The organism is Streptomyces sp. NPDC037126, from assembly GCF_055605965.1.
Genome location: NZ_JBVJTD010000005.1, coordinates 1 through 24948 on the forward strand (window position 1 = coordinate 1; position 24948 = coordinate 24948).

Consider the following 24948-nt stretch of genomic DNA (forward strand, 5'->3'; position numbering starts at 1 on the left):
GGCCCGTCCCCCACGGACGCCGCCCTGGCCGCCGACCTCGCGCTGCCGATCGAGGAGCTGGAGCTCACGGTCCGCTCCTACAACTGCCTCAAGCGTGAGGGCATCCACTCCGTGGGTGAGCTCGTCGCCCGCTCGGAGGCCGACCTCCTGGACATCCGCAACTTCGGTGCGAAGTCCATCGACGAGGTCAAGGCGAAGCTGGCCGGCATGGGCCTGGCCCTGAAGGACAGCCCGCCCGGATTCGACCCGACCGCCGCCGCGGACGCCTTCGGCGCCGATGACGACGCGGACGCCGGTTTCGTCGAGACCGAGCAGTACTGAGAACTCGGGCCGCACGGTCCGTTTTCGGCTGACGGCCGGCTGCGGCTGGTCGTGCGGTTCCCCGCGCCCCTACGGGGTGCGGGGTCTCCGACAGACAACCGTCTGCTCGGATACTGACCCCGGTACCTGACACGGCCGGGGCAGACACACAGGAGAAGAAACAATGCCGAAGCCCACCAAGGGTGCCCGTCTGGGCGGCAGCGCCGCGCACGAGAAGCTGCTCCTCGCGAACCTCGCGAAGTCGCTGTTCGAGCACGGCCGTATCACCACCACCGAGGCGAAGGCCCGCCGCCTGCGCCCGTACGCCGAGCGTCTGGTCACCAAGGCGAAGAAGGGCGACCTTCACAACCGCCGTCAGGTGCTCCAGGTCATCACGGACAAGAGCATCGTCCACACGCTCTTCACCGAGATCGGCCCGCGTTACGAGAACCGTCCGGGTGGCTACACCCGCATCACCAAGATCGGTAACCGCCGTGGCGACAACGCGCCCATGGCCGTGATCGAGCTGGTCGAGGCGCTGACGGTGCAGCAGAAGGCCGTGGGCGAGGCCGAGGCCGCCACCAAGCGCGCGGTCAAGGAGTCCGACGAGGCCAAGGCACAGGAGACCACCGAGGCCCCGGCCGAGGAGGCCGCCGCCGAGGAGTCGAAGGACGCCTGAGGCTCTGCCTGACGCGGGAAGCGGGTTCGCCCTTCGGGGCGGGCCCGCTTTCGCGTACCGGGGAGCAGTCAGAGCTTGAGAGGATCTGTTCGTGAGTGAAGTACAGCCCGGGTTCGTCCGTGTCCGCCTCGACCTCTCCTACGACGGCACCGGCTTCCACGGCTGGGCCAAGCAGGCCGGCGGCAAGCGGACCGTGCAGGGGGAGATCGAGGACGCGCTGCGCACGGTGACGCGCTCGAAGGAGACGTACGAGCTGACCGTGGCGGGGCGGACCGATGCCGGTGTGCACGCGCGCGGGCAGGTGGCCCACGTGGATCTGCCCCTGCCGCTGTGGGAGGAGCACCGCGAGAAGCTGCTCAAGCGGCTCGCCGGGCGGCTGTCGAAGGACGTGCGGGTATGGCGTCTCACCGAGGCGCCGGAGGGCTTCAACGCCCGGTTCTCGGCGATCTGGCGGCGCTATGCGTACCGGGTGACGGACGACCCCGGGGGCGTGGACCCGCTGCTGCGGGGCCATGTGCTGTGGCACGACTGGCCGCTCGACGTGGACGCCATGAACGAGGCCGCGCGGGCGCTGCTGGGGGAGCACGACTTCGCCGCGTACTGCAAGCGGCGGGAGGGGGCCACCACCATCCGGACGCTGCAGGAGCTGAGCCTGGTGCGGGGCGCGGACGGGGTCGTCACGGCGACGGTCCGGGCCGATGCGTTCTGTCACAACATGGTGCGGTCGCTGATCGGCGCGCTGCTCTTCGTCGGCGACGGGCACCGGGGGCCCGAGTGGCCCGGGAAGGTGCTGGCCGCGGGGGTCCGGGACTCGGCCGTGCACGTCGTACGGCCGCACGGGCTGACCCTGGAGGAGGTCGGCTACCCCGCCGACGAGCTGCTGGCCGCCCGTAACAAGGAGGCCAGGAACAAGCGCTCGCTCCCGTCGGCGGGGTGCTGCTGAGCGGTCCCGCCGGCTACCGGGTCGCCGCCGCGGAGGCCTGTGCCTGGCCGCGGCGGTAGATCTGGTCGAAGGCGAACCGCTGCAGGTCGTCACCGGTGCTGAAGACCTTGGTGTCCTTGTTGGTGACGTTCTTGCCGTTGGTGAAGCCGCTGATGGTGAAGTAGGCGTAGCGGCCGACGGCGTTCGTGGTCGTCCGGCAGACGGCGGCGTCGCAGAAGTTCTTGATGCCCTTGCCGGCCAGCGCGTCCACGAGGTTCGTCTTGCCGACGGCCTGGGCCTTGACCTTCGCGGCCTGGGCCTGGTCGTCGAAGACGGCGACACCGACGGTGACGGCGATGCCGCCCTGGGCGTAGCTGACGCGCATCAGGCGGGTGCAGCCGTTGGCCGTGAGGATCTTCGGCAGGGTGCCGCCCGCCGCCGAGGCGCACTTCGGGGTGTCGGCCGTGGCGCCCTTCTTGTACACGGTGTCGCCGATGGTCAGCTGGGTCCCGGGGAACAGGGTGTCGGGGCTGAGCGGGGCGGTGTCCTTCTTGGCGCTGGCGATGAAGTCCTTCGGGTCCAGCGGCGGCGGGGCGCTGGTGGGCGCGAAGGACGGCGCGGCGGTGCCCGAGCCGCTGGGCAGCGAGCCGCTGGCGGGCAGGTTGGTGGGCTGCCCGTGGGCGCCGTTGCTGCTGTTCGCGGACACGACGGCCATGGCGACGGCGGTGCCTATCGCCACGGTGGCCAGCGCGCCGCCGGCTATGAACAGCACCTTGCGGCGTTTGTTGCGGGTCTCCGAGGCCTCCGCGAGCGCGGCCCAGTCCGGAGTCCCGTCGTCGCCGCCGCTGTTCCACGGCTGCTGGGAATTAGGTTTCCAGGGATCCCACTGAGACTGGGGTCCCCCCTGCCCGTAACTCATGGGGCGCATCTTAGACGGGGGGCGGAGGGTGCCGGTGCGCGTCCGGCGGCATGCCGCGTTTGTCCGCCGACATGAGGGGGAACGGACTCGTTTTGACCCGTCCGGTGCCGTGCAGGTAACCTGCTTCTTCGTTGTGTATTGGCTTGCTCATTCTCACGGGACGGGCCCTTACACCGGTCCGCCGGGCCGATGACCAGCGACCAGCACGCGGTATGCGTCACCGCGGTGCGGTCAGGGCTGTCGTGATCGTTTCGGTGACCTGTTCAGGACCATTCACTCGAAGCGAAGGCTACGAACCGTGCGTACGTACAGCCCCAAGCCCGGCGATGTGACGCGCCAGTGGCACGTCATCGACGCTCAGGACGTTGTCCTGGGACGTCTCGCCAGCACCGCCGCCTCCATCCTGCGGGGCAAGCACAAGCCGATCTACGCGCCCCACGTCGACACCGGTGACTTCGTCATCATCATCAACGCCGACAAGGTGCACCTGTCGGGCAACAAGCGGACCCAGAAGATGGCGTACCGCCACTCCGGCTACCCGGGTGGTCTGCGCTCCGTCCGCTACGACGAGCTCCTCGACAAGAACCCCGAGAAGGCCATCGAGAAGGCCGTCAAGGGCATGCTCCCCAAGAACTCCCTGGGCCGTCAGATGCTCTCGAAGCTGAAGGTCTACAAGGGTGACCAGCACCCGCACGCTGCGCAGCAGCCGGTGCCGTTCGAGATCACCCAGGTCGCGCAGTAAGTCCGGCCACCCCCTAAGACTGAAGAGAATCTGAGGAGAATCGTGGCCGAGACCACTGCCGAGCAGCCGCTCGAAGAGCTTGACATCGACAGCTACACCACCGAGTCCGAGGTCCCCGTCGAGGGTGAGTACACCTCGGAGTCCATGGCCTCCCGCTTCGGCGAGCCCCAGCCGGCCGCCGGCCTGGGCCGTCGCAAGAACGCCATCGCCCGCGTCCGGATCGTTCCGGGCACCGGCAAGTGGAAGATCAACGGTCGCACCCTCGAGGACTACTTCCCGAACAAGGTGCACCAGCAGGAAGTCAACGAGCCCTTCAAGGTGCTCGAGCTCGAGGGCCGTTACGACGTCATCGCCCGCATCGCGGGTGGCGGCGTCTCCGGTCAGGCCGGTGCGCTCCGTCTCGGTGTCGCCCGTGCGCTGAACGAGGCCGACGTCGACAACAACCGCGGTCCGCTCAAGAAGGCCGGCTTCCTCAAGCGCGACGACCGTGCGGTCGAGCGCAAGAAGGCCGGTCTGAAGAAGGCCCGCAAGGCTCCGCAGTACAGCAAGCGCTAAACAGCAGCTGCCTGCTCGTACTCCGAACGCCCCGGCGGCACGCCACATGTGCCGTCGGGGCGTTCGTTTATCCGAGTCAAGGGCGTATAACGACACAAGACGCTCAGAGGCTTGTGTGATCGGATGTCGAGGCGCCTGCCACGAACGCGGCGCCCCTCCGTTTCCGCCATCGACGCTTCCTCAGGAGGACAAGTGGGACGACTCTTCGGCACGGACGGCGTGCGCGGTGTCGCCAACGCGGATCTCACGGCCGAGATGGCGCTCGGCCTCTCCGTCGCCGCGGCGCACGTGCTGGCCGAGGCGGGCACCTTCGAGGGCCACAAGCCGACGGCGGTGGTCGGACGGGACCCGCGCGCGTCCGGGGAGTTCCTGGAGGCCGCGGTCGTCGCGGGCCTGGCGAGCGCGGGTGTGGACGTCCTGCAGGTCGGCGTGCTGCCGACGCCCGCGGTGGCGTATCTGACCGGCGCGCTCGGCGCCGACCTGGGCGTGATGCTCTCCGCGAGCCACAACGCCATGCCCGACAACGGCGTCAAGTTCTTCGCCCGCGGCGGCCACAAGCTCGCCGACGAGCTGGAGGACCGCATCGAGGCGGTGTACGAGTCGCACCGGCACGGCGAGCCGTGGCAGCGGCCGACGGGCGCCGGGGTCGGCCGCATCCGCTCGTACGACGAGGGCTTCGAGCAGTACGTCGGCCACCTCCTCTCCGTCCTGCCGAACCGGCTCGACGGCCTGAAGATCGTCCTGGACGAAGCGCACGGCGCGGCCTCGGGGGTCTCGCCGGAGGTCTTCGCACGGGCCGGCGCCCAGGTCGTCACGATCGGCGCCGAGCCGGACGGCCTCAACATCAACGACGGCTGTGGCTCCACCCACCTGGGCAAGCTGAAGGCCGCCGTCGTCGAGCACGGCGCGGACCTCGGCATCGCGCACGACGGCGACGCCGACCGCTGCCTGGCCGTGGACCACACCGGTGAGGAGGTCGACGGCGACCAGATCCTGGCCGTGCTCGCGCTGGCGATGCGGGAGCGTTCCGAGCTGCGCTCCGACACCGTCGTCGCGACCGTGATGTCCAACCTGGGCTTCAAGCTGGCCATGGAGGGGGCGGGGATCCGCCTCGTGCAGACGGCGGTCGGCGACCGCTATGTGCTGGAGGAGATGAAGGAGCACGGCTACGCCCTCGGCGGCGAGCAGTCCGGCCACGTCATCGTCCTCGACCACGCGACGACCGGTGACGGCACGCTGACCGGTCTGCTGCTGGCGGCCCGGGTCGCCGAGACCGGCCGCGGACTGCGTGAGCTCGCGTCGGTGATGGAGCGCCTGCCGCAGGTCCTCATCAACGTGCCGGACGTGGACAAGTCCCGGGTGAAGACCTCGGCCGATCTCGCGGCCGCCGTCGCCGAGGCCGAGCGCGAGCTGGGGGAGACGGGGCGCGTGCTGCTCCGGTCGTCCGGCACCGAGCCCCTGGTGCGGGTGATGGTCGAGGCCGCGGACATCGACCAGGCGCGGTCGGTGGCCGGCCGGCTGGCCGACGCGGTGAAGTCGGCCCTGGGCTGAGTCCGGGGCACAGCGGACGTCTGCCGCCCGCGCCGTCCGGCCCCCTCGAGGCCGGGCGGCGCGGGCGCGTGCGTCACAGCTTGCGCAGGCGCAGCCGCTGCACCTTGTGGTCCGGGCCCTTGCGCAGGATGAGGGTGGCGCGGCCGCGGGTGGGGGCGATGTTCTCGACCAGGTTGGGCTTGTTGATCGTCCGCCACAGGGTGCGCGCGTAGTCCAGGGCCTCTTCCTCCGACACCTGGGTGTACTTGCGGAAGTACGAGTTGGGGTTCTGGAAGGCCGTCCGGCGCAGCTTCCTGAACCGGCTCAGGTACCAGTGCTCGATGTCCTCCGCGCTCGCGTCGACGTAGACGCTGAAGTCGAAGTAGTCGGCGAGGCCGACCCGGGTGCGGCCGTCCTTGCCGGGCAGGGCCGGCTGGAGGACGTTCAGGCCCTCGACGATCAGGATGTCCGGGCGGCGGACGGTGAGCTTCTCGCCCGGCACGATGTCGTAGATCAGGTGGGAGTAGACCGGGGCGGTCACCTCGCCCTTGCCCGCCTTGATGTCGGCGACGAAGCGGGTGAGGGCCCGGCGGTCGTAGGACTCGGGGAAGCCCTTGCGCGACATCAGGCCGCGGGCCTCCAGCTCCTCGGTGGGCAGCAGGAAGCCGTCCGTGGTCACCAGCTCCACCCGGGGATGCTCGGGCCAGCGGGAGAGCAGGGCCTGCAGCAGACGGGCGACGGTGGACTTGCCCACGGCGACGGAGCCGGCGACGCCTATGACGAACGGGGTGCCCGACTGGGAGCCCTGCTCGCCGAGGAACGTGTTCAGCGCCCCCCTGAGACCGTCCGTGGCACCGACGTAGAGGTTGAGCAGGCGGGAGAGCGGGAGGTAGATGTCCCGCACCTCGTCCAGGTCGATCACGTCGCCCAGACCCCGCAGCTTCTCCACCTCCTCCGCGGTGAGCGGCAGGGGCGTCTTGTCGCGCAGCGCGCTCCACTCGGCGCGGGTGAGATCGACGTAGGGAGTCGCCTCCGGCCTGTGCCGGTGGGCGCTCCGGGGCATCGAGGGGACCGGTGAGATCACAGTCCATTGTTAACGGAGTTCGAACGGCACGGCGGGTGGGGTCCGTCACGCCGTGATCCGGTCCGGTCTTCCGTGCCCGGCCCTTCGTACGACGGTGGGAATTTCCGATTTCGGGCAGGCGGAGGCCCTTTCGGTCTCCTCGGGGGCCGTAGGCTGCGGCCCATGTGCGGAATCGTGGGATACGTAGGGTCACAGTCGGCGCTCGATGTCGTGATGGCAGGGCTGAAGCGGCTGGAGTACCGGGGTTACGACTCGGCGGGTGTCGCCGTGCCGGCGGACGGCGGGCTGGCCGCCGCGAAGAAGGCCGGGAAACTGGTCAACCTGGAGAAGGAACTGGTCGAACGGCCGCTGCCGGCGGGCTCGACGGGCATCGGTCACACGCGCTGGGCCACCCATGGCGGCCCGACAGACGCGAACGCGCACCCCCACCTCGACAACGCGGGCCGGGTCGCCGTCGTCCACAACGGCATCATCGAGAACTTCGCGGTGCTGCGCGCCGAACTGGCCGAACGCGGCCACGAGCTGACGTCCGAGACGGACACCGAGGTGGTCGCCCACCTGCTGGCCGAGGAGTTCTCCTCCTGCGCGGACCTCGCGGAGGCGATGCGGCTGGTGTGCCGGCGCCTGGAGGGCGCGTTCACGCTGGTCGCCGTGCACGCGGACGCCCCGGACGTGGTGGTCGGCGCCCGCCGCAACTCCCCGCTCGTGGTGGGCGTCGGCGAGGGCGAGGCGTTCCTGGCCTCCGACGTGGCGGCGTTCATCGCCCACACCCGCTCCGCGATCGAACTGGGCCAGGACCAGGTGGTGGAGCTGCGCCGCGACGGCGTCACGGTGACGGGCTTCGACGGCCGCCCCGCCGAGGTCCACTCGTACCACGTCGACTGGGACGCCTCGGCCGCCGAGAAGGGCGGCTACGACTACTTCATGCTCAAGGAGATCGCCGAGCAGCCCAAGGCGGTCGCCGACACCCTGCTCGGCCGCATCGACCCGTCCGGCTCCCTGACCCTGGACGAGGTCCGCATCAGCCCCTCGGAGCTGCGCGAGATCGACAAGGTCGTCATCGTCGCCTGCGGCACGGCCTTCCACTCCGGCCTGATCGCCAAGTACGCCATCGAGCACTGGACGCGGCTTCCCTGCGAGGTGGAGCTGGCGAGCGAGTTCCGCTACCGGGACCCGATCCTGGACGGCCGTTCCCTGGTGATCGCCATCTCCCAGTCCGGCGAGACCATGGACACCCTGATGGCGCTGCGGCACGCCCGGGAGCAGGGCTCCAAGGTGCTCGCCATCTGCAACACCAACGGCTCGACGATCCCCCGTGAGTCCGACGCGGTGCTGTACACGCACGCGGGCCCGGAGGTCGCGGTCGCCTCGACCAAGGCGTTCCTCACCCAGCTGGTGGCCTGCTACCTGGTGGCCCTGTACCTGGGCCAGGTGCGGGGCACCAAGTGGGGCGACGAGATCCAGGCCGTCATCAAGGACCTGTCCCGCATCTCCGTCGAGGTCGAGCGGGTCCTGGAGACCATGGAGCCGGTACGGGCGCTGGCGCGCACGCTGGCCGCGAAGAACACGGTGCTCTTCCTGGGCCGGCACGTGGGCTACCCGGTCGCGCTCGAAGGCGCGTTGAAGCTGAAGGAACTCGCCTACATGCACGCCGAGGGCTTCGCGGCGGGCGAGCTGAAGCACGGTCCGATCGCGCTGATCGAGGAGGACGTGCCGGTGGTGGTGGTCGTGCCCTCGCCGCGCGGCCGCTCCCTCATCCACGACAAGATCGTCTCCAACATCCAGGAGATCCGGGCGCGCGGTGCCCGCACGATCGTGATCGCCGAGGAGGGTGACGAGGCGGTCGTCCCGTACGCCGACCACCTCATCCGCATCCCGGCCACGCCGACCCTGCTGCAGCCGCTGGTGGCCACCGTGCCGCTCCAGGTCTTCGCCTGCGAACTGGCCACCGCCCGCGGCAACGAGGTGGACCAGCCCCGCAACCTGGCCAAGTCGGTCACGGTGGAGTGAGTCCCCGCCGGCCTGCGGGGGCGCCGGGCGCGGCGGTCAGTGGACGGAGAAGCCGCCGTCCACGCAGATCGACTGGCCGGTGACGTAGGCGGAGGCCCGGCCGGCGAGGAACACCGCCGCGCCCGCGAAGTCCTCGGCGAGTCCGTTGCGCCCGGTCATCGTGCGCGCGGCGAGGGCCGCCACCCGCTCGGGGTCGGACGACAGCCGCTCGTTCAGCGGCGTCATCACGAAGCCGGGCACGAGGGTGTTGCAGGTGACGCCGTACGGGGACCAGGCCTCCGCCTGCGAGCGGGCCAGCGACTCCAGCGCGCCCTTGGAGACGCCGTACGCGCCGCTCTGCACGAACGCCCGGTGGGCCTGCTGGGAACTGACGTGGATGATCCGGCCGAAACCCCGTTCGGCCATGCCGGGACCGAACCGCCGGCCCAGGAGGAAGGGCGCCTCCAGGTTCACGGCCATGGTGGCGTCCCACACGTCCTCGTCCAGGTCGCTCATCGGCGGCCTGATGTTGATCCCGGCGCAGTTGACGAGGATGTCGGGCTCCCCGAAGACCCCGACGGCCTCCTCGGCGGCGGCGCGCACGCCGTCCCGGTCGGAGAGGTCACCGCTCACCCAGGCCGCACGGCCGCCGTCGGCCGTCAACTCGTCGACCGTGCACGCCAGTTCCTCCTTGCGGCGGGCCACGATAACCACGCTCGCCCCGGCGCGCGCCAGTGCCCCGGAGATGGCCCGGCCGATGCCGGAACTGCCTCCGGTCACCACGGCGACACGGCCGTCCAGCGAGAACAGGTCGAAGAGGTAGGCCCGGGATGCGGTGGTCATGGCCGCAGCGTAGACGGCACACGAGCGGCCGGGCAGCGGGGTCTTGGCATGCGGTCGGCCGCCGGCCGCTCCGTCCGGCCGCGGGGGCGGTCCGCCGCGCCGGACGGGCCTAGGGTGCTCCTCATGAGCATCATCGGAGTCGGGATCGACGTCGCCGAGATCGACCGGTTCCGGGCGTCCCTGGAGCGGACGCCCCACCTGGCCGACCGGCTGTTCGTGGCGGGCGAGTTGTGGCTGCCGAGCGGGGGGCGGCGCGGGATCGCCTCGCTCGCGGCCCGGTTCGCCGCGAAGGAGGCACTGGCGAAGGCGCTGGGGGCGCCGCCCGGGCTGCACTGGACGGACGCCGAGGTGTACGTCGAGGACAGCGGGCAGCCCCGGCTGCGGGTGACGGGGACCGTGGCGGCGCGCGCCGCCGAACTGGGCGTGAAGTCCTGGCACGTGTCCCTGAGCCATGACGCGGGGGTGGCCTCGGCCGTGGTCGTCGCCGAGGGCTGAGCGGCCGCCCCGGGTGTGGGGGGCCGGGGTTCCGGGGCAGACTCGGTGCCATGCGTACTGCGTACAGCGTGGAGACGGTGAGGGCGGCCGAGCGGGCACTGATGGCACGGCTGCCGGAGGGTGCGCTGATGCAGCGGGCCGCCGCCGGGCTGGCCGCCGCCTGTGCCGAGTTGGCCGGGAAGGTGTACGGCAGCCGGGTGGTGCTGCTCGTCGGCAGCGGGGACAACGGCGGGGACGCCCTGTACGCCGGGGCCCGGCTGGCCCGCCGGGGAGCCGGGGTCACGGCCGTGCTGCTGTCGCCCGAGCGGGTGCACCGCGGGGGACTTTCCGCCCTGCGGCGGGCGGGCGGCGCGGTCGCTCCCGACGGCCGTGCCGAGGAGGCGATCGAGCGGGCCGACCTCTTCGTGGACGGCATCGTCGGGATCGGCGGGAAGGGCGGACTGCGGCCCGACGCCGAGCGGCTGGCCGCCGTCGCGGCGCGGTCCGGGGCCGCCGTGGTGGCCGTGGACCTGCCCAGCGGCGTCGAGGCGGACACCGGGGAGGTGCGCGGGGCGGCCGTCCGGGCCGACCTCACCGTCACCTTCGGTACGTACAAGCCCGGGCTGATGGTGGATCCGGCGCGGGAGTACGCCGGGGTGGTACGGCTCGTGGACATCGGGCTCGAACTGCCCGGCGAGGGTGAGCTGAGCGCCCTGCAGCACGCGGACGTGGCACGGCTGTTGCCGGTGCCGGCGGCCGAGAGCGACAAGTACCGGCGGGGCGTCGTCGGCATCGCGGCCGGGTCCGCGCGCTATCCGGGGGCCGCCGTGCTCGCCGTCTCCGGGGCGCTGCGGGGCGGGGCCGGTGCCGTGCGGTACGTCGGGCCGGCGGCGGAGGCGGTCATCGCCCGCTTCCCGGAGACGCTCGTGTCCGCCCGGGGGCCCGCGGAGGCGGGCCGGGTCCAGGCCTGGGTGGTCGGACCCGGGGCGGGGGACGACGCGGCGGCCGTGGCCGAGGTGCTGGAGACGGACGTGCCGGTGCTGGTCGACGCGGACGGGCTGCGGCTGGCGGAGCGGGGCGCGGTACGGGGGCGCACGGCGCCGACGCTGATGACGCCTCACGCGGGCGAGGCCGCCGCCCTGCTGGGCGTGCGGCGCGAGGAGGTCGAGGCGGCACGGCTGGCGGCGGTGCGGGAGCTGGCGGCGGTGTACCGGGCGACGGTGCTGCTGAAGGGGTCGACGACGCTGGTCGCCGATGCGGGGGGCGGGGCCGTGCGGGTGAACGCCACGGGCACGGGGTGGCTGGCCACGGCCGGGAGCGGGGACGTGCTGTCCGGGCTCGCGGGGTCGCTGCTCGCTGCGGGGCTGTCGGCGCCGGACGCCGGGAGCGTGGCCGCGTATCTGCACGGGCTGGCCGGGAGGTTCGCCGCGGACGGGGCACCGGCGGGGGCGCACGACGTCGCCGCGCACATCCCGGAGGCGTGGCGGGACGTGCGGAGCTGAGCCCGTCCCGGCCACCGCCTGCGGTCGCGTCAACCTCGGGCCCGGCGGGGCGCGCAGGCGCGCGGTCGTGCCGGAGGCGGGCGGCCACGGCCGCGCGTGGGAGCGCCGCCCGGGTAGCCGGGCACTGCACCCGGGGCCCGCAGGGCCCTCTGAGAGACTGGGGGCGCGATGAGTGAGACTGCAGCTGTGCCGACCGCCCCCCTGCGCGCCCGCGCCGAGATCGATCTGGGTGCCCTGCGCGCCAACGTGCGGACCCTGCGCGCCCGCGCGAAGGGCGCGGCCGTGATGGCCGTCGTCAAGTCCGACGGCTACGGCCACGGGGCGCTGCCGTGTGCCCGCGCGGCCCTGGAGGCCGGGGCGACCTGGCTCGGCACGGCCACCCCCGAGGAGGCCCTCGCGCTGCGCGAGGCCGGGCTGCCGGGCCGTGTCCTGTGCTGGCTGTGGGTGCCCGGCGGGCCCTGGCGGCAGGCGATCGAGGCCGACATCGACGTGTCGCTGAGCGGGATGTGGGCGCTGCGCGAGGTCGTCGAGGCCGCCCGGGCGGCCGGGGGGGTCGCGCGCGTGCAGCTCAAGGCGGACACCGGGCTCGGGCGCAACGGCTGCCAGCCCGGGCCGGACTGGGCCGAGCTGGTCGGCGCGGCCCTGCGTGCCGAGGCCGAGGGGCTGGTCCGGGTCACCGGTCTGTGGTCGCACTTCGCCTGTGCCGACGAGCCCGGGCATCCCTCGATCGGCGCACAGCTGGAGCGGTTCCGGGAGATGCTCGCGTACGCCGAGGCGCAGGGGGTGCGCCCCGAGGTGCGGCACATCGCCAACTCGCCCGCCACGCTCACCCTGCCCGAGACCCACTTCGACCTGGTCCGTCCAGGCATCGCCATGTACGGCATCTCGCCGAGCCCCGAGCTCGGCACCCCGGCCGACTTCGGCCTGCGCCCGGTGATGACGCTCAGCGCCTCGCTGGCGCTGGTCAAGCGGGTGCCGGGCGACCACGGGGTCAGCTACGGCCACCATTACGTCACCCCCGGCCCCACCACCCTCGGCCTCGTCCCCGTCGGCTACGGGGACGGCATTCCGCGGCACGCCTCCGGCACCGGTCCGGTGCTGGTCGACGGCAAGTGGCGGACCGTCGCCGGGCGGGTCGCCATGGACCAGTTCGTGGTGGACCTCGGCGGCGACGAGCCGGAAGTGGGTACGGAGGCCGTGCTGTTCGGCCCCGGCGACCGGGGCGAGCCCACCGCCGAGGACTGGGCCCAGGCGTCCGGCACGATCGCGTACGAAATCGTCACGCGCATCGGAACCCGGGTTCCGCGCGTCTATGTGAACGGGAAAGAACTCGGGTAACCCGTTCGAGAACGGCGATCCGGATCACTCGTCCCCAGTCACACGTGCACCATCCCGCACCACCCGTTTCACCCACCCAGCGAACTGCAGTACGGCGAAGAGGAGCGGTACGTGAGCGAGAGCAGTGCGGAGGCCGTGGCGGACGTCGTCGCCTCCGCGGCCGCCGCCTCCGCCGCGGGAGCGGCCGGGAGCTGGCGCAGGGCGACCGGCATCGCCGGCGCCGCGATAGGCGTCCTCGCCGCGGGAGCGGCGGCCGGCGTGGCCATCGAGCGGATGACGGTGGGACGCGGTATGCGCAGGAAGGCCCGGCTGGCGCTGGACTCCGCGGGGCCCTACGGCACCCTGCGCGGCACGCCGGGCAAGGCGATCGCCGACGACGGCACCGAGCTGTACTACGAGGTCGACGAGGTCGAACCCGACCCGGGACCGAACGTCTCCCCGCGCCGGCGGCGGCTCTTCGGGCGCAAGGCGCCCGCCCCGGTCACCGTCGTCTTCTGCCACGGCTACTGCCTCAGCCAGGACTCCTGGCACTTCCAGCGGGCGGCCCTGCGGGGGGTCGTGCGGACCGTGCACTGGGACCAGCGCAGCCACGGGCGCTCCGCGCGGGGCGTGGCCCAGACCCGGGACGGGGTGGCCCTCACCATCGACCAGCTCGGCCGCGATCTGAAGGCCGTCCTCGACGCCGCCGTGCCGGACGGGCCGATCGTGCTGGTGGGCCACTCGATGGGCGGGATGACCGTGATGGCCCTGGCCGCCCTGCACCCGGAGCTGATCCGGGACCGGGTGGTCGCGACGGCCCTGGTCGGCACCTCGTCCGGGCGGCTCGGCGAGGTCAACTTCGGGCTGCCGGTGGCCGGCGTCAACGCGGTGCGCCGGATCCTCCCCGGAGTGCTGAAGGCGCTCGGCCAGCAGGCCGAGCTGGTGGAGAAGGGGCGCCGGGCCACCGCCGACCTGTTCGCCGGGATCATCAAGCGGTACTCGTTCGCGGGGCGCGACGTCGATCCGGCCGTCGAGCGGTTCGCGGAGCGGATGATCGAGTCCACCCCGATCGACGTGGTCGCCGAGTTCTACCCGGCCTTCACCGACCACGACAAGACCGGGGCGCTGGCCTGCTTCCAGGACATGCCCGTGCTCGTGCTGGCCGGGGTGCAGGACCTGGTCACGCCCAGCGAGCACAGCGAGGCCATCGCCGACCTGCTGCCCGACGCCGAGCTGGTGCTGGTGCCGGACGCCGGGCACCTGGTGATGCTGGAGCACCCGGAAGTGGTCACCGACCGGCTCGCCGACCTGCTCACCCGTGCGGGCGCGGTGCCCGCAGGGGCTACCGTAAGTGGCTATGGAAGCACCAGCAGCACCGCACGACCGCGCTGAGACCCGGCTGACGATCACCTCGCCCGAACAGATGCGGGAGCTGGGCCGACGGCTGGCCAAGCTGCTGCGCGCCGGTGACCTGGTGATGCTCACCGGAGAACTGGGCGCGGGCAAGACCACGCTGACCCGCGGGCTCGGCGAAGGGCTCGGGGTGCGCGGCGCGGTCACCTCGCCGACCTTCGTGATCGCCCGGGTGCACCCCTCCCTCGGCGACGGTCCGCCCCTCGTGCACGTCGACGCCTACCGGCTCGGCGGCGGCCTGGACGAGATGGAGGACCTCGACCTCGACGTCTCGCTGCCCGCCTCGGTGATCGTCGTGGAGTGGGGCGAGGGCAAGGTCGAGGAGCTGACCGAGGACCGGCTCGAGGTCGTCATCCACCGCGCCGTCGGTGACACCACGGACGAGGTGCGGCACGTGACCCTGACCGGGCTGGGGGAGCGGTGGGCCGAGGCCGGGCTGGGGACGATCGCGGCCTGAGGGGGCACGGGCTTTCCGACAGGCCGTCGGCAAGCTGTTGCGCGGGACCTCGCGGGCGTGATGACATGGTGTCCAGCCCGTGGTTAGGCGTGCCTAACCACGCCCGCCCCCGCATCCCAGGAGGCGCCATGACCGCTTCTCGCGCCACGGAGCAGCCCCGGCCGCCCGCCCTCACCGGGGTGTCCATGCGCGACCTGCTGGCCGCCTGCGCGGCCGCGGACGCCGTCTCCCGCCCGCCGCGGGACCCGGAGCCGCACGAGCGCCCGGGGGCCGAGCGGCACCCGAAGGCCGCCTAGGCGTATTGCCAATTCCCGGCCGCCCTTCGGGCGACGACGCGAATTGGAAGACAGGCCCTAGCGGATCACGACCACCCGCACGCCGATCGTCGCGAACCTCCACATCGCGTCCCCGTCCGGCCGGGTCTCCCGGACACCGCCGGTCTTCGCTCCCGCGTCGGGCCCGCCCTGCACGGCGTCGCCCACCGCCGCGCTGAAGCCGATCGCCACCCCGTCCACGCTGGTGAACCGCACGACGTGCTCGATGGGGATGCCGTCGGTGCCGGTGACCGCGTTCGACCGGGACGTCACCCAGTAGATGCCGGTCGGCGGGTCCACGCTGCCCGGGTTCACCGGGAAGGTGCGCTGCACCCGGTTCCCGCCGCTCACCAGCCACACCCGGTCGTCGTCCACCGAGTACACGACCCGTTCACCCGATCCGGAGCCGCTCGGCAGGGCGGTCGGGTTGCGCCGGTCGCGGGGCGCCTTCGTGGCGGGCACCGAGGGCGACCCGCTCGCCGTCGGCCTGCCGCCCAGGCCCGCCGGGACGGTGGCCTGTGCCTGGTAGGTGAGGAGTCCGACCGCTCCCACGGCCGCCGCGGTGAGGCCGGCCACGATTCCCGAGCTGGTCCCTGCCACCTGCGCCCACCTCTGCCTCGCGCCATATGTCGTACTTCGTACAGACCGTAGCAGTCGGTGACCGTCCCGCCCGGACGGCCATGCACGAGGCGCGGGCGCCGTAGGCTGTTCGCGTGCTCTTGCTCGCTCTGGATACCGCAACACCCGCCGTCACCGTCGCGCTGCACGACGGCGCGGACGTCATCGCCTCGTCGAGCCAGGTGGACGCGCGCCGGCACGGAGAGCTGCTGCTGCCGGCCGTCGACCGTGTGCTGGCCGAGGCCGGCCTGAAGCTGGAGGCGGTCACCGGCGTCGTCGTCGGCGTCGGCCCCGGCCCCTACACCGGACTGCGCGTCGGTCTGATGACCGCCGACACCTTCGGCCTGGCGCTCGGCGTCCCCGTGCACGGCGTGTGCACGCTGGACGGCCTCGCCTACGCCGCCGACATCGAGAAGGGCCCCTTCGTCGTGGCGACCGACGCCCGGCGCAAGGAGGTCTACTGGGCCACGTACGCCGACTCGCGCACCCGGCTCACCGGCCCGGCCGTGGACCGGCCCGCCGACATCGCCGAGCAGGTCGCCGGGCTCCCGGCGGTCGGCGCGGGCGCGCTGCTGTACCCCGACACGTTCCCGAGAGCCAACGAGCCCGAGCACGTGTCCGCGGCGGCCCTCGCCTCGCTCGCCGCCGAGCGGCTGGCGGCGGGCGAGGAGCTGCCGGCGCCCCGGCCGCTGTACCTGCGGCGCCCGGATGCCCAGGTCCCCAAGAACTACAAGGTGGTCACACCGAAGTGACCGTGCGACTGCGCGAGATGCGCTGGTGGGACATCGACCCGGTCCTGGGGCTGGAGAAGGACCTGTTCCCCGAGGACGCCTGGTCCCGGGGCATGTTCTGGTCCGAGCTGGCCCACTCCCGGGGCTCGCAGGCGACCCGCCGCTACGTCGTGGCGGAGTCCGACGGGCGGCTCGTCGGCTACGCGGGCCTCGCCGCCTCCGGTGAGCTGGGTGACATCCAGACCATCGCCGTGGCCCGGGACCACCAGGGAACCGGCCTCGGCGGGCAGCTGCTGACCGATCTGCTGCGCGCGGCGACCGCCTTCGAGTGCCATGAGGTGATGCTCGAGTGCCGGGTGGACAACGTCGCCGCGCAGAAGCTCTACGAGCGCTTCGGCTTCGTCCCCATCGGGTTCAGACGCGGCTACTACCAGCCGGGGAACGTGGACGCCCTGGTGATGCGCCTGTCCACTGCGTCCGACAGCGGCTCCGCCGCGGAGCCGACATCCGAACAAGGAACCGAGATCAATGGCTGACGAACCTCTCGTCCTCGGCATCGAGACCTCCTGCGACGAGACCGGCGTCGGCATCGTCCGCGGCACCACCCTGCTGGCGGACGCCGTCGCCTCCAGCGTGGACGAGCACGCCCGCTTCGGCGGTGTCGTACCGGAGGTGGCCTCCCGGGCGCACCTGGAGGCGATGGTCCCGACCATCGACCGCGCCCTGAAGCAGGCTGGCGTCAGCGCACGCGACCTCGACGGCATCTCGGTCACGGCGGGTCCCGGCCTCGCGGGCGCCCTCCTCGTCGGCGTCTCCGCCGCCAAGGCGTACGCCTACGCCCTGGGCAAGCCCCTGTACGGCGTCAACCACCTGGCCTCCCACATCTGTGTCGACCAGCTGGAGCACGGCCCGCTGCCCGAGCCGACGATGGCGCTGCTGGTCTCCGGCGGCCACTCCTCGCTGCTGCTGTCCGAGGACATCACCTCAGACGTCCGCCCGATGGGCTCGACGATCGACGACGCGGCCGGCGAGGCCTTCGACAAGATCGCCCGGGTGCTGAACCTGGGCTTCCCCGGCGGCCCGGTCATCGACCGCTACGCCCGGGAGGGCGACCCGGCGGCCATCGCCTTCCCGCGCGGTCTCACCGGCCCGCGGGACCCGGCCTACGACTTCTCCTTCTCCGGCCTGAAGACCGCCGTGGCCCGCTGGATCGAGGCCCGGCGCGCGGCCGGCGAGGAGGTCCCGGTCCGCGACGTGGCCGCCTCCTTCCAGGAGGCCGTCGTCGACGTGCTGACCCGCAAGGCCGTCCGCGCCTGCAAGGACGAGGGCGTCGACCACCTGATGATCGGCGGCGGGGTCGCGGCCAACTCCCGGCTGCGCGTCCTCGCCCAGGAGCGCTGCGAGGCGGCCGGCATCCGGCTGCGCGTCCCGCGCCCCAAGCTGTGCACGGACAACGGCGCGATGGTGGCCGCGCTCGGCGCCGAGATGGTCGCCCGGGGCCGGGCCGCGTCCAGCTGGGACCTGTCGGCCGACTCCTCCCTGCCGGTCACCGACCCGCACGTCCCGGGCAACCACGACCACGTGCACGAGGTCAGCAAGGAGAACCTCTACTCATGACGGTCGCGTTGATGTGGGAGGCGCGTGCCGTCGGGGGACGGGGTGAGGAGCTGCTCGCCTGGGTACGGGAGCAGACGCTCGCCGGGGAGCCGTTGCGGCGCGAGATCCTCCGCGCGCCCCAGGACCGGGTGCTGGTCATCACGTGGTGGGACGCGTCGTACGACGCCCGCTTGCCCGAACTTCCCGAGCCCGAACCGGAGTTGGTGACCCGGGCGGTGCACCGGTGGCGGTTCGAGGCGGTCGCGGACGCCTGAGGGGCCGGGGTCGAACGGCTGGACACCCGGGCTCGCGTGGCCGGGATTTGAGTGAACCGGTCCGACTGCGCTATGATCATCACACAGCGAACGGCCGGAACACCGGCCTGGACGCAGTGCGTTGGTGGTCCAAGGAAAGACGTCCCGCTTCCTGCGGGGAGATGCAGGTGCAAGGCCTGCCCGGCGCTCCACTCACACCCCGCTCCCGGGACACCGGGAGCGGGGTGTTCGCGTTACCGGTGGCCGGTCCGCTGCGGCCGGACCGCCTCCGCCTCGGGCCCTTCGGTGCTCGGTGCCGGATCGGACGCCCTGTGCTCCTTCACGTGCGCGTACGCCATCAGCCCGAACAGCACCGCCATCAGCACGGCCGAGGAACCGGCCGTCCCCAGGTCCAGGCCGCCCTTGGCGACCGGCTTGGTGAGCAGGTCGCCGGCCGTGGCGCCCAGCGGCCGGGTCAGCACGAAGGCGATCCAGAAGAGCAGGACGTTCGGCACGGCCGGCACCTTCATCAGGGCGACCAGGACCAGCAGCGCGCCCGTCACCAGGGCCGCGCCGCCCAGGTAGCCCAGGCCCGAGCTGTCGGAGAGGAAGTCGCCCATCGAGGTGCCGAGCGTGTTGGAGACGAGGATGGCCGACCAGAACAGCGCCTCGCCCCGGAAGGTGACGATCTCGGTGATCTGGAAGGTCATCCCGCTCAGCTTCCAGCCGAGGAAGATCAGCAGCAGGATCGAGATCAGGATCGCGGCGCCCTCCGGGTAGCCCAGGCCGAGGCCCTGCGGGCCCCAGCCCAGCCTGGTCGCGCCGTCCGAGAGGTACTTGGCGCTGGCGTCGCGGTTCATGAAGTCGGACATGGTGGTGCCGGCCATGGAGGTCGACAGGATCACGGTCCAGTAGAAGAACGGGTTGTAGCGCGGCGAGCGCAGCTGGACCACCAGCGTCACCACGAAGACCAGGAACAGGGCGATGGTGGTGAGGAAGTAGCCCAGGCCGAGTGTCTGGGCGAACAGGTCGCCCGCGGTCTCGCCCAGGGTCGTCGCCGCGATCTTCATGATCCAGAAAGCGAGCGTGACCTCGGGCAGTTTCTTCATCACCGACTTCGTCGTCGTCAAGGGGACTCCTGTGAGGGGGTGTCAGATGACCGACGACCCTTCCAGGCCCCACCTGAACGCATCCTGAACACGCGCCGCACGGGGCTTGCTTTTTGCCGCCGTTCGCGCCGCCGGCCCAGTCCCCTCCGCGGCTTCGCCTCCTGGGCCTCCGCTCGGTACGAATGTTTCGGAAGAATCGCCGAATATTCCGGGAACCCATGGTGAGGGAGGGCCTTCGTCGACGGAGCGTACGGGGATACGATCGCCGGCATGAAGCCTTCGAAGCCCGCAGAGACGCAGACGGCGACCCTCGCTGAGATCGCCCGTGAGGCGGGGGTGTCCGCTCCGACTGTTTCGAAGGTGCTCAACGGCCGCGCCGACGTGGCCGCCGCGACCCGCACCCGCGTCGAGGAGCTGCTGCGCGCCCACGGCTACCGGCGCCGCCGCGCCGAGGCCGCCCGCTCCCCGCTGATCGACCTGGTCTTCCACGAGCTGGAGAGCGCCTGGGCGCTGGAGGTCATCCGGGGCGTGGAGAACGTGGCCCGGGACGCCGGGCTCAGCGTGGTCCTCTCCGAGTCCGCCGGGCGGCTCACCCCGGGCCGGACCTGGGCCGACCAGGTGGCCGCCCGTCGCCCGCACGGGGTGGTGCTGGTGCTGTCCGGGCTCGACGAGTCCCAGCGGGCGCTGCTGACCAGCCGGTCCATCCCGTTCGTGGTGATGGACCCCGCGGGCGACCCGGGCCCCGACGTGCCGTCCATCGGCGCCACCAACTGGCAGGGCGGACTCGCTGCCACCCGTCACCTGGTCGAACTCGGGCACACCCGGATCGGCGCGATCAGCGGACCGTCCCGGATGATGTGCAGCCGGGCCCGGGTCGACGGCTACCGCGCGGCCCTGGAGACGGCCGGGCTGCCCGTCGACCCCTCGCTCGTCGTGGCCGGCGACTTCCACCACGACTCCGGCTACCGCCTCGGCCTGGAGCTGCTGCGCAGGCCCGACCGGCCCACCGCCGTCTTCGCGGGCAACGACCTGCAGGCCCTCGGGCTGTACGAGGCCGCCCGCGAACTGGGGCTGCGCATCCCGGAGGACCTCAGCGTGGTCGGCTTCGACGATCTGCCGGTGTCCCGCTGGGTGGGGCCGCCGCTGACGACCGTACGGCAGCCGCTGACCGAGATGGCCGAGGCCGCGGCCCGCCTGGTGCTGGAGCTGGGGCGGGCGCCGGAGGAGCGGGCGGCGACACGGGTGGAGCTGGCGACGAGACTGGTGGTGCGGTCGAGCACGGCGGCGCTCTAGTACGGCGGCGCTCCCGTACGCGGTGCGTCTACGCCCCGGGGTCCGGCCTGGGCTGCCCGGCCGAAACTTTCGCGTCCCGGTAATCGGATGAGAATTTCAGAAGAAAACCGATTCGCACGGCTTCCCCTAACAGTCCCCTAATAATTCGGACTTACGTTCCTGCCCGTGACGCGACACGAGGAGCACGGGGACGCGGGCGGGCGGGTGGGCCGACGGCCGAGAGCGCTGAGGATCGTCGGCCTCACCCTGGCGGGCGCCCTGGTGCTGGGGGTGGCCACCGCGGGCTGGGCGTACTGGCATCTCGACCACAACATCAAGAGCGTGGACATCGACGGCGCGCTCGGCGACGACCGGCCCGCGAAGGCGGTGGTCGCCCCGTCCGCGAGCGACACGGCCCCGCCGCTGCCGACCGGTTCGCTGAACATCCTGGTCCTCGGCTCCGACTCGCGCAGCGGCAAGGAGAACAAGGAGCTGGGCGGCGGCGACAGCTCCGGCGCCCGGTCCGACACGGCGATGGTGGTGCACGTCGACGCGGGCCGGACGAAGGCCACCGTGGTCAGCATCCCGCGCGACACGCTCGTCACCCGGCCCTCCTGTCCACTCGCCTCCGGGGGCTCGACGGCGGTGGCGTACCAGGCCATGTTCAACAGCGCCTACTCGGTGGGCGGTCCGGTGTGCGCGGTCAAGACCGTGGAGTCGATCACCGGCGTCCGCATGGACCACTACGTCGAGATCGACTTCTCCGGCTTCGCCCGGCTGGTCGACGCGCTCGGCGGGGTCGACGTCACCACCACCCAGGACATCGACGACGACATGAGCCATCTGCGGCTGCGGGCCGGCTCCCACCACCTCGACGGCAGGCAGGCCCTGGCCCTCGCCCGCACCCGGCACGGCATAGGCGACGGCAGCGACCTCGGCCGGATAGGGCTTCAGCAGCAGCTGGTCAAGGCGCTGCTGGAGCAGATGGGCGCGACGAACCTGCTCACCGACCCCGCCAAGCTGTACCGGGTCGCCGACGCGGTCACCGCGAGCCTCACCACCGACACCGGCCTGGACTCCCTCGGCGAGCTGACGCGGCTCGGCCAGAGCCTCAAGGGGCTGACCGCGGACCGGGTGAGGACGGTGATGATGCCGGTCGTCCAGGCGCCCTCCGACCACAACCGCGTGATCGCCCGCGAACCGGGGGCGGACGACCTGTGGCGTTCCCTGCGCTGATCCGCACCGACCGGGCCGTCCGCCGTGACGGCGCCCCGCGCGGGTCCGGAAAAAAATCTTCGGGGAATTCCGGGGCGCGTGTCGATCCGGGTGTCCTCCGTTCGACGCATGGGTGAGCGGCGGGGACAGGCCCCGTCGCCCGACCGAAGGAGTCACCATGCCCCGCTACCTGTCGCTCGTGCGGATCGACGAGTCCTCCGTTCCCGCCGAGGGTCCCAGCGAGGAGCTGATGCAGCGGATGGGCAAGCTGATCGAGGAGGTCACCAAGGCCGGCGTCATGCTCGACACCGCCGGGCTCACCCCTGCCGCCGACGGCACCCGGGTCCACTGGGAGGGCGGGAAGATCTCCGTGACCGACGGGCCCTTCACCGAGTCCAAGGAGGTCATCGGCGGCTACGCGATCATGCAGTGCAAGGACCGCGCCGAGGCCCTGGAGTGGACGAAGCGGTTCCTGCAGGTCCACGAGGACCACTGGACCGTGACCTGCGAGGTGCGCGAGATCGCCGAGGGCTGAGGTTCCTGGCGCTGAGCCGTACGGGGGTGTTGCATGGTGGGCTGTGGAACCGCAGCCCACCGCGACGCCCACCGCGGCGCACGCGATCGAGACCGTTTACCGCCTGGAGTCGCCCCGGGTGATCGCCGGTGTGGCCCGGATCGTCCGGGACGTCGGCATCGCCGAGGAACTGGCCCAGGACGCGCTGGTCGCCGCCCTGGAACGGTGGCCGCGCGACGGTGTGCCCGACAACCCCGGCGCCTGGCTCATGGCCACCGCACGGCACCGCGCCGTCGACCTGATCCGGCGCCGCGAGACCTATGCCCGCAAACTCGCCGAGATCGGCCGGGACCTGTCCACGACCGTCCCGCCGGAGGAGCCCGCCGATCCGGACGACATCGACGACGACCTGCTCAGGCTCGTCTTCACCACCTGCCACCCGGTGCTGTCCGCCGACGCCCGCATCGCGCTCACCCTGCGTCTGCTGGGCGGCCTGACCACGGCCGAGATCGCCCGCGCCCAGCTGGTCCCCGAGCCGACGATCGCCCAGCGCATCGTCCGCGCGAAACGCACCCTCGCCACGAGGAACGTGGCCTTCGAGGTGCCCTACGGACCCGACCGCGAGGCCCGCCTCGGCTCCGTACTGGACGTCATCTACCTCATCTTCAACGAGGGTTACGCGGCCACCGCGGGCGACGACTGGCTGCGCCCCGGCCTGTGCGAGGACGCGCTGCGGCTGGCCCGTGTGCTGTCCGCGCTGATGCCCAAGGAGCCGGAGGTGCACGCCCTGGCCTCGCTCCTGGAGTTCCAGGCCTCCCGCACCGCCGCCCGCACCGGCCCCGACGGCACCCCGGTGCTCCTGCGGGACCAGAACCGCCGGCGCTGGAACCGCATGCTGATCGCCCGCGGCATCCAGGCCCTCGCCCGCACCGAGGCCACGGCCACCGGTGCCCCCGGCCGCTACGCCCTCCAGGCGGCCATCGCCGCCTGCCACGCGCACGCGTACACCTACGAGGAGACCGACTGGGCGACGATCGCCACCCTCTACGGCCTGCTCGCCTCCCGTGCGCCCTCCCCGGTCGTCGAACTCAACCGCGCGGTGGCCGTGTCCATGGCCGAGGGCCCCGGGGCCGGGCTGGCGATCGTCGACGCCGTCGCCGGGGAGCCCGCGCTGCGCGGCTACCACCTGCTGCCGAGCGTCCGCGCCGACCTGCTGGCCCGGCTCGGGCGCACGTCGGAGGCCCGCGAGGAACTCGTGCGGGCCGCGGAACTCACCCGCAACGAGAGGGAACGCCGGCTGCTGCTGACGAGACTCGCCGGCCTTCCCCAACCACCTGACCGGCGCCGCCCTACGATGGCGTGGTCGTGGCGGGGTGCCCGATCAGCATGGTCGGCGCCCCCGCGACGCGGGTGAGGAACACCGTCGCCGCGCCCGGCCCCTGCGGCTTGACCTTCCGCCGCAGCTCCTCCGGCTCGACCGCCGACCCGCGCTTCTTCACGGTCAGGTTGCCGACCTCGCGTTCCCGCAGCAGGGCCTTCAGCTTCTTCACGTTGAAGGGAAGCCGGTCGGTGATCTCGTACGCGGAGGCGTACGGCGTGGGGCGCAGCTCGTCGGCGGTGACGTACGCGATGGTCGCGTCGACCAGCCCGCCGCCCACCTCGTCGGCGACCTCGGCGACCAGGTGCGCGCGGATCACCGCGCCGTCGGGCTCGTACAGGTAGCGCCCCACCGGCCGGACCGCGGGGTCGGGCAGCCCCCGCCCATGGAGGGTGCGCGGGCCGGGCAGCAGGGTGGCCCGGACCCCGCCCGGCGCCCCGGTCCCGAACCAGAGCACCGCTTCCTTCACGTCGCCGCCGTCGGAGATCCACTCGGCCTCGGCCTCGGCGGGCACCGCCTCGTGCGGGACGCCCGGGGCGATCTTCAGGGCGGCGCGGGGCGCCTTGAGGGCGGCGGCCACCGCCCACGACAGCGGCGGCGAGTACGCCTCGGGATCGAAGATCCTGCCGCGTCCGCCCCGGCGCGCCGGGTCCACGAACACCGCGTCGTACCCGGCGGTGTCCACGTCCGTGACGTCGGCCTCCCGCACCTCGATCAGCCCGTCCAGGCCCAGCGCCCCGGCGTTCGCCCGCGCCACGGCGGCCGTCAGCGGGTCCCGGTCCACGGCCAGCACCCGGATCCCGGCCCGCGCCAGCGCGATCGCGTCCCCGCCGATCCCGCAGCACAGGTCGGCCACCGACCTCACGCCCAGCTCCCTGAACCGCTCCGCCCGGTACGCCGCCACGCTCGCCCGCGTCGACTGCTCGACGCCGTTCGGGGTGAAGAACATCCGCTCGGCGTCCGCCGCCGGGAACTTCGCCGCGGCCCGCTGCCGCAGCCGGGCCTGGCCCAGTGCGGCCGACACCAGTTCCGCGGGATGGTCGCGGCGCAGCCGGGTCGCGACGGCGAGTTCGTCCGCCGGGGCGGTGTCGCGGACCTCGTCGAGGAGGGCACGGCCTTCGGGGGTGAGGAGCAGAGCGAGGTCGTTCACCGGGTCATTGTGGGCCAGTCGGTGGACCGTGCGCCCGCGGGCGGCGGTGTCGGCCGGGGATCCGGGCCGCT

The 24948-nt window shown here is 72.5% G+C and carries 27 protein-coding genes; 21 read left to right on the top strand and 6 right to left on the bottom strand.

The features are described 5' to 3' along the window. The 3 genes from ACZ7FF_RS14000 to truA all read left to right on the top strand — a co-directional run. On the top strand, positions 1-321 hold a 321-nt coding region (locus tag ACZ7FF_RS14000; RefSeq protein WP_037767076.1), incomplete at its 5' end, for a DNA-directed RNA polymerase subunit alpha C-terminal domain-containing protein. 163 nt (positions 322-484) lie between these two features. Beyond that, positions 485-979 carry a 50S ribosomal protein L17 gene (rplQ, locus tag ACZ7FF_RS14005; RefSeq protein WP_143627877.1) on the top strand — a complete coding sequence of 165 codons (495 nt, stop codon included), beginning with the start codon at positions 485-487 and terminating at the stop codon, positions 977-979. Positions 980-1070: 91 nt separating this feature from the next. Next, on the top strand, positions 1071-1922 hold the full coding sequence (truA, locus tag ACZ7FF_RS14010; protein WP_470812261.1) for a tRNA pseudouridine(38-40) synthase TruA: 852 nt from the start codon (positions 1071-1073) through the stop codon (positions 1920-1922). A 13-nt stretch (positions 1923-1935) separates the two neighbouring features. Here truA and ACZ7FF_RS14015 read toward each other — a convergent pair whose 3' ends face one another. Continuing rightward, a complete protein-coding gene (locus ACZ7FF_RS14015; protein ID WP_470812263.1) occupies positions 1936-2820 on the bottom strand; it encodes a hypothetical protein in 885 nt (294 codons plus the stop codon). A gap of 298 nt (positions 2821-3118) precedes the next feature. Between ACZ7FF_RS14015 and rplM the strand changes: the two genes are divergently transcribed. The 3 genes from rplM (at position 3119) to glmM (ending at position 5668) form a co-directional block, all read left to right on the top strand. Beyond that, positions 3119-3562: a 50S ribosomal protein L13 gene (gene rplM / locus ACZ7FF_RS14020; protein WP_269661086.1), complete on the top strand. Its 444-nt coding sequence runs from the start codon at positions 3119-3121 to the stop codon at positions 3560-3562. Between the two features lie 42 nt (positions 3563-3604). After that, a complete protein-coding gene (gene rpsI, locus ACZ7FF_RS14025) occupies positions 3605-4117 on the top strand; it encodes a 30S ribosomal protein S9 (protein WP_004927169.1) in 513 nt (170 codons plus the stop codon). Between the two features lie 192 nt (positions 4118-4309). Continuing rightward, positions 4310-5668 carry a phosphoglucosamine mutase gene (glmM, locus tag ACZ7FF_RS14030; RefSeq protein ID WP_470812264.1) on the top strand — a complete coding sequence of 453 codons (1359 nt, stop codon included), beginning with the start codon at positions 4310-4312 and terminating at the stop codon, positions 5666-5668. A gap of 73 nt (positions 5669-5741) precedes the next feature. Here the strand turns inward: glmM and coaA are convergent, their stop codons facing one another. After that, a complete protein-coding gene (gene coaA / locus ACZ7FF_RS14035) occupies positions 5742-6710 on the bottom strand; it encodes a type I pantothenate kinase (RefSeq protein ID WP_470812756.1) in 969 nt (322 codons plus the stop codon). A 183-nt stretch (positions 6711-6893) separates the two neighbouring features. On the opposite strand from coaA, the gene glmS reads away from it, so the two are divergent. After that, entirely contained in the window at positions 6894-8741 is a 1848-nt protein-coding gene (gene glmS / locus ACZ7FF_RS14040; RefSeq protein ID WP_470812266.1) for a glutamine--fructose-6-phosphate transaminase (isomerizing), read from the top strand. A 36-nt stretch (positions 8742-8777) separates the two neighbouring features. Here glmS and ACZ7FF_RS14045 read toward each other — a convergent pair whose 3' ends face one another. After that, the gene (locus ACZ7FF_RS14045; protein ID WP_470812268.1) at positions 8778-9563 is read right to left on the bottom strand and encodes an SDR family NAD(P)-dependent oxidoreductase; all 786 of its coding nucleotides are present in this window, start codon (positions 9561-9563) and stop codon (positions 8778-8780) included. Between the two features lie 123 nt (positions 9564-9686). Here ACZ7FF_RS14045 and ACZ7FF_RS14050 point away from each other — a divergent pair, with 123 nt between their 5' ends. The 6 genes from ACZ7FF_RS14050 to ACZ7FF_RS14075 all read left to right on the top strand — a co-directional run bounded on the left by ACZ7FF_RS14050 (position 9687) and on the right by ACZ7FF_RS14075 (position 15022). After that, on the top strand, positions 9687-10058 hold the full coding sequence (locus tag ACZ7FF_RS14050; RefSeq protein ID WP_470812269.1) for a holo-ACP synthase: 372 nt from the start codon (positions 9687-9689) through the stop codon (positions 10056-10058). 50 nt (positions 10059-10108) lie between these two features. Next, positions 10109-11539 carry an NAD(P)H-hydrate dehydratase gene (locus ACZ7FF_RS14055; protein WP_470812271.1) on the top strand — a complete coding sequence of 477 codons (1431 nt, stop codon included), beginning with the start codon at positions 10109-10111 and terminating at the stop codon, positions 11537-11539. Between the two features lie 168 nt (positions 11540-11707). Next, entirely contained in the window at positions 11708-12877 is a 1170-nt protein-coding gene (gene alr / locus ACZ7FF_RS14060) for an alanine racemase (protein ID WP_470812272.1), read from the top strand. A 111-nt stretch (positions 12878-12988) separates the two neighbouring features. Then, positions 12989-14248 (top strand): alpha/beta fold hydrolase, encoded by a 1260-nt coding sequence (locus ACZ7FF_RS14065; protein WP_470812274.1) that lies wholly within the window; start codon positions 12989-12991, stop codon positions 14246-14248. Then, positions 14214-14726: a tRNA (adenosine(37)-N6)-threonylcarbamoyltransferase complex ATPase subunit type 1 TsaE gene (gene tsaE / locus ACZ7FF_RS14070; RefSeq protein ID WP_470812276.1), complete on the top strand. Its 513-nt coding sequence runs from the start codon at positions 14214-14216 to the stop codon at positions 14724-14726. The genes ACZ7FF_RS14065 and tsaE overlap by 35 nt, the downstream gene beginning before the upstream one ends. Positions 14727-14854: 128 nt before the next feature. Next, positions 14855-15022: a hypothetical protein gene (locus ACZ7FF_RS14075; RefSeq protein ID WP_470812278.1), complete on the top strand. Its 168-nt coding sequence runs from the start codon at positions 14855-14857 to the stop codon at positions 15020-15022. A gap of 57 nt (positions 15023-15079) precedes the next feature. Here the strand turns inward: ACZ7FF_RS14075 and ACZ7FF_RS14080 are convergent, their stop codons facing one another. After that, positions 15080-15640 (bottom strand): hypothetical protein, encoded by a 561-nt coding sequence (locus ACZ7FF_RS14080; RefSeq protein WP_470812280.1) that lies wholly within the window; start codon positions 15638-15640, stop codon positions 15080-15082. Between the two features lie 113 nt (positions 15641-15753). On the opposite strand from ACZ7FF_RS14080, the gene tsaB reads away from it, so the two are divergent. Genes tsaB through ACZ7FF_RS14100 form a run of 4 tightly spaced genes read left to right on the top strand, consistent with a single transcriptional unit; the run spans position 15754 to position 18260 of the window. Beyond that, the gene (gene tsaB, locus ACZ7FF_RS14085) at positions 15754-16410 is read left to right on the top strand and encodes a tRNA (adenosine(37)-N6)-threonylcarbamoyltransferase complex dimerization subunit type 1 TsaB (RefSeq protein WP_470812282.1); all 657 of its coding nucleotides are present in this window, start codon (positions 15754-15756) and stop codon (positions 16408-16410) included. 17 nt (positions 16411-16427) lie between these two features. Then, positions 16428-16925 carry a ribosomal protein S18-alanine N-acetyltransferase gene (gene rimI / locus ACZ7FF_RS14090; protein ID WP_470812757.1) on the top strand — a complete coding sequence of 166 codons (498 nt, stop codon included), beginning with the start codon at positions 16428-16430 and terminating at the stop codon, positions 16923-16925. Continuing rightward, entirely contained in the window at positions 16918-18006 is a 1089-nt protein-coding gene (gene tsaD / locus ACZ7FF_RS14095; RefSeq protein WP_470812284.1) for a tRNA (adenosine(37)-N6)-threonylcarbamoyltransferase complex transferase subunit TsaD, read from the top strand. Before rimI ends, tsaD begins: the two co-directional genes overlap by 8 nt. After that, a complete protein-coding gene (locus tag ACZ7FF_RS14100) occupies positions 18003-18260 on the top strand; it encodes a hypothetical protein (protein WP_470812285.1) in 258 nt (85 codons plus the stop codon). Before tsaD ends, ACZ7FF_RS14100 begins: the two co-directional genes overlap by 4 nt. Positions 18261-18493: 233 nt before the next feature. Here ACZ7FF_RS14100 and ACZ7FF_RS14105 read toward each other — a convergent pair whose 3' ends face one another. Next, a complete protein-coding gene (locus ACZ7FF_RS14105; protein ID WP_470812286.1) occupies positions 18494-19369 on the bottom strand; it encodes a COG4705 family protein in 876 nt (291 codons plus the stop codon). 249 nt (positions 19370-19618) lie between these two features. On the opposite strand from ACZ7FF_RS14105, the gene ACZ7FF_RS14110 reads away from it, so the two are divergent. From ACZ7FF_RS14110 to ACZ7FF_RS14125, 4 genes are all read left to right on the top strand, one after another. Continuing rightward, the gene (locus ACZ7FF_RS14110; protein ID WP_470812288.1) at positions 19619-20641 is read left to right on the top strand and encodes a LacI family DNA-binding transcriptional regulator; all 1023 of its coding nucleotides are present in this window, start codon (positions 19619-19621) and stop codon (positions 20639-20641) included. Between the two features lie 165 nt (positions 20642-20806). Further along, positions 20807-21856, top strand: a complete 1050-nt coding sequence (locus ACZ7FF_RS14115) for an LCP family protein (RefSeq protein WP_470812289.1) — start codon at positions 20807-20809, stop codon at positions 21854-21856. A 157-nt stretch (positions 21857-22013) separates the two neighbouring features. Continuing rightward, the gene (locus ACZ7FF_RS14120) at positions 22014-22370 is read left to right on the top strand and encodes a YciI family protein (RefSeq protein WP_470812290.1); all 357 of its coding nucleotides are present in this window, start codon (positions 22014-22016) and stop codon (positions 22368-22370) included. 43 nt (positions 22371-22413) lie between these two features. Then, positions 22414-23763 carry an RNA polymerase sigma factor gene (locus ACZ7FF_RS14125; RefSeq protein ID WP_470812291.1) on the top strand — a complete coding sequence of 450 codons (1350 nt, stop codon included), beginning with the start codon at positions 22414-22416 and terminating at the stop codon, positions 23761-23763. On the opposite strand, the gene ACZ7FF_RS14130 is transcribed toward ACZ7FF_RS14125, so the two are convergent. Then, positions 23699-24877 (bottom strand): class I SAM-dependent methyltransferase, encoded by a 1179-nt coding sequence (locus ACZ7FF_RS14130; RefSeq protein ID WP_470812292.1) that lies wholly within the window; start codon positions 24875-24877, stop codon positions 23699-23701. The two genes, ACZ7FF_RS14125 and ACZ7FF_RS14130, sit on opposite strands and share 65 nt — an antisense overlap. Between the last annotated feature and the right edge of the window lie 71 nt (positions 24878-24948).

Excerpts from the sequence above, each read along its gene's own strand:
- rplQ (WP_143627877.1), top strand. The coding sequence starts at position 485 with ATGCCGAAGCCCACCAAGGGTGCCCGTCTGGGCGGCAGCGCCGCGCAC.
- ACZ7FF_RS14015 (WP_470812263.1), bottom strand. The coding sequence starts at position 2,820 with ATGAGTTACGGGCAGGGGGGACCCCAGTCTCAGTGGGATCCCTGGAAA.
- coaA (WP_470812756.1), bottom strand. The coding sequence starts at position 6,710 with ATGCCCCGGAGCGCCCACCGGCACAGGCCGGAGGCGACTCCCTACGTC.
- glmS (WP_470812266.1), top strand. The coding sequence starts at position 6,894 with ATGTGCGGAATCGTGGGATACGTAGGGTCACAGTCGGCGCTCGATGTC.
- ACZ7FF_RS14045 (WP_470812268.1), bottom strand. The coding sequence starts at position 9,563 with ATGACCACCGCATCCCGGGCCTACCTCTTCGACCTGTTCTCGCTGGAC.
- ACZ7FF_RS14050 (WP_470812269.1), top strand. The coding sequence starts at position 9,687 with ATGAGCATCATCGGAGTCGGGATCGACGTCGCCGAGATCGACCGGTTC.
- ACZ7FF_RS14055 (WP_470812271.1), top strand. The coding sequence starts at position 10,109 with ATGCGTACTGCGTACAGCGTGGAGACGGTGAGGGCGGCCGAGCGGGCA.
- alr (WP_470812272.1), top strand. The coding sequence starts at position 11,708 with ATGAGTGAGACTGCAGCTGTGCCGACCGCCCCCCTGCGCGCCCGCGCC.
- tsaE (WP_470812276.1), top strand. The coding sequence starts at position 14,214 with ATGGAAGCACCAGCAGCACCGCACGACCGCGCTGAGACCCGGCTGACG.
- ACZ7FF_RS14075 (WP_470812278.1), top strand. The coding sequence starts at position 14,855 with ATGACCGCTTCTCGCGCCACGGAGCAGCCCCGGCCGCCCGCCCTCACC.
- rimI (WP_470812757.1), top strand. The coding sequence starts at position 16,428 with ATGCGCTGGTGGGACATCGACCCGGTCCTGGGGCTGGAGAAGGACCTG.
- tsaD (WP_470812284.1), top strand. The coding sequence starts at position 16,918 with ATGGCTGACGAACCTCTCGTCCTCGGCATCGAGACCTCCTGCGACGAG.
- ACZ7FF_RS14100 (WP_470812285.1), top strand. The coding sequence starts at position 18,003 with ATGACGGTCGCGTTGATGTGGGAGGCGCGTGCCGTCGGGGGACGGGGT.
- ACZ7FF_RS14110 (WP_470812288.1), top strand. The coding sequence starts at position 19,619 with ATGAAGCCTTCGAAGCCCGCAGAGACGCAGACGGCGACCCTCGCTGAG.
- ACZ7FF_RS14120 (WP_470812290.1), top strand. The coding sequence starts at position 22,014 with ATGCCCCGCTACCTGTCGCTCGTGCGGATCGACGAGTCCTCCGTTCCC.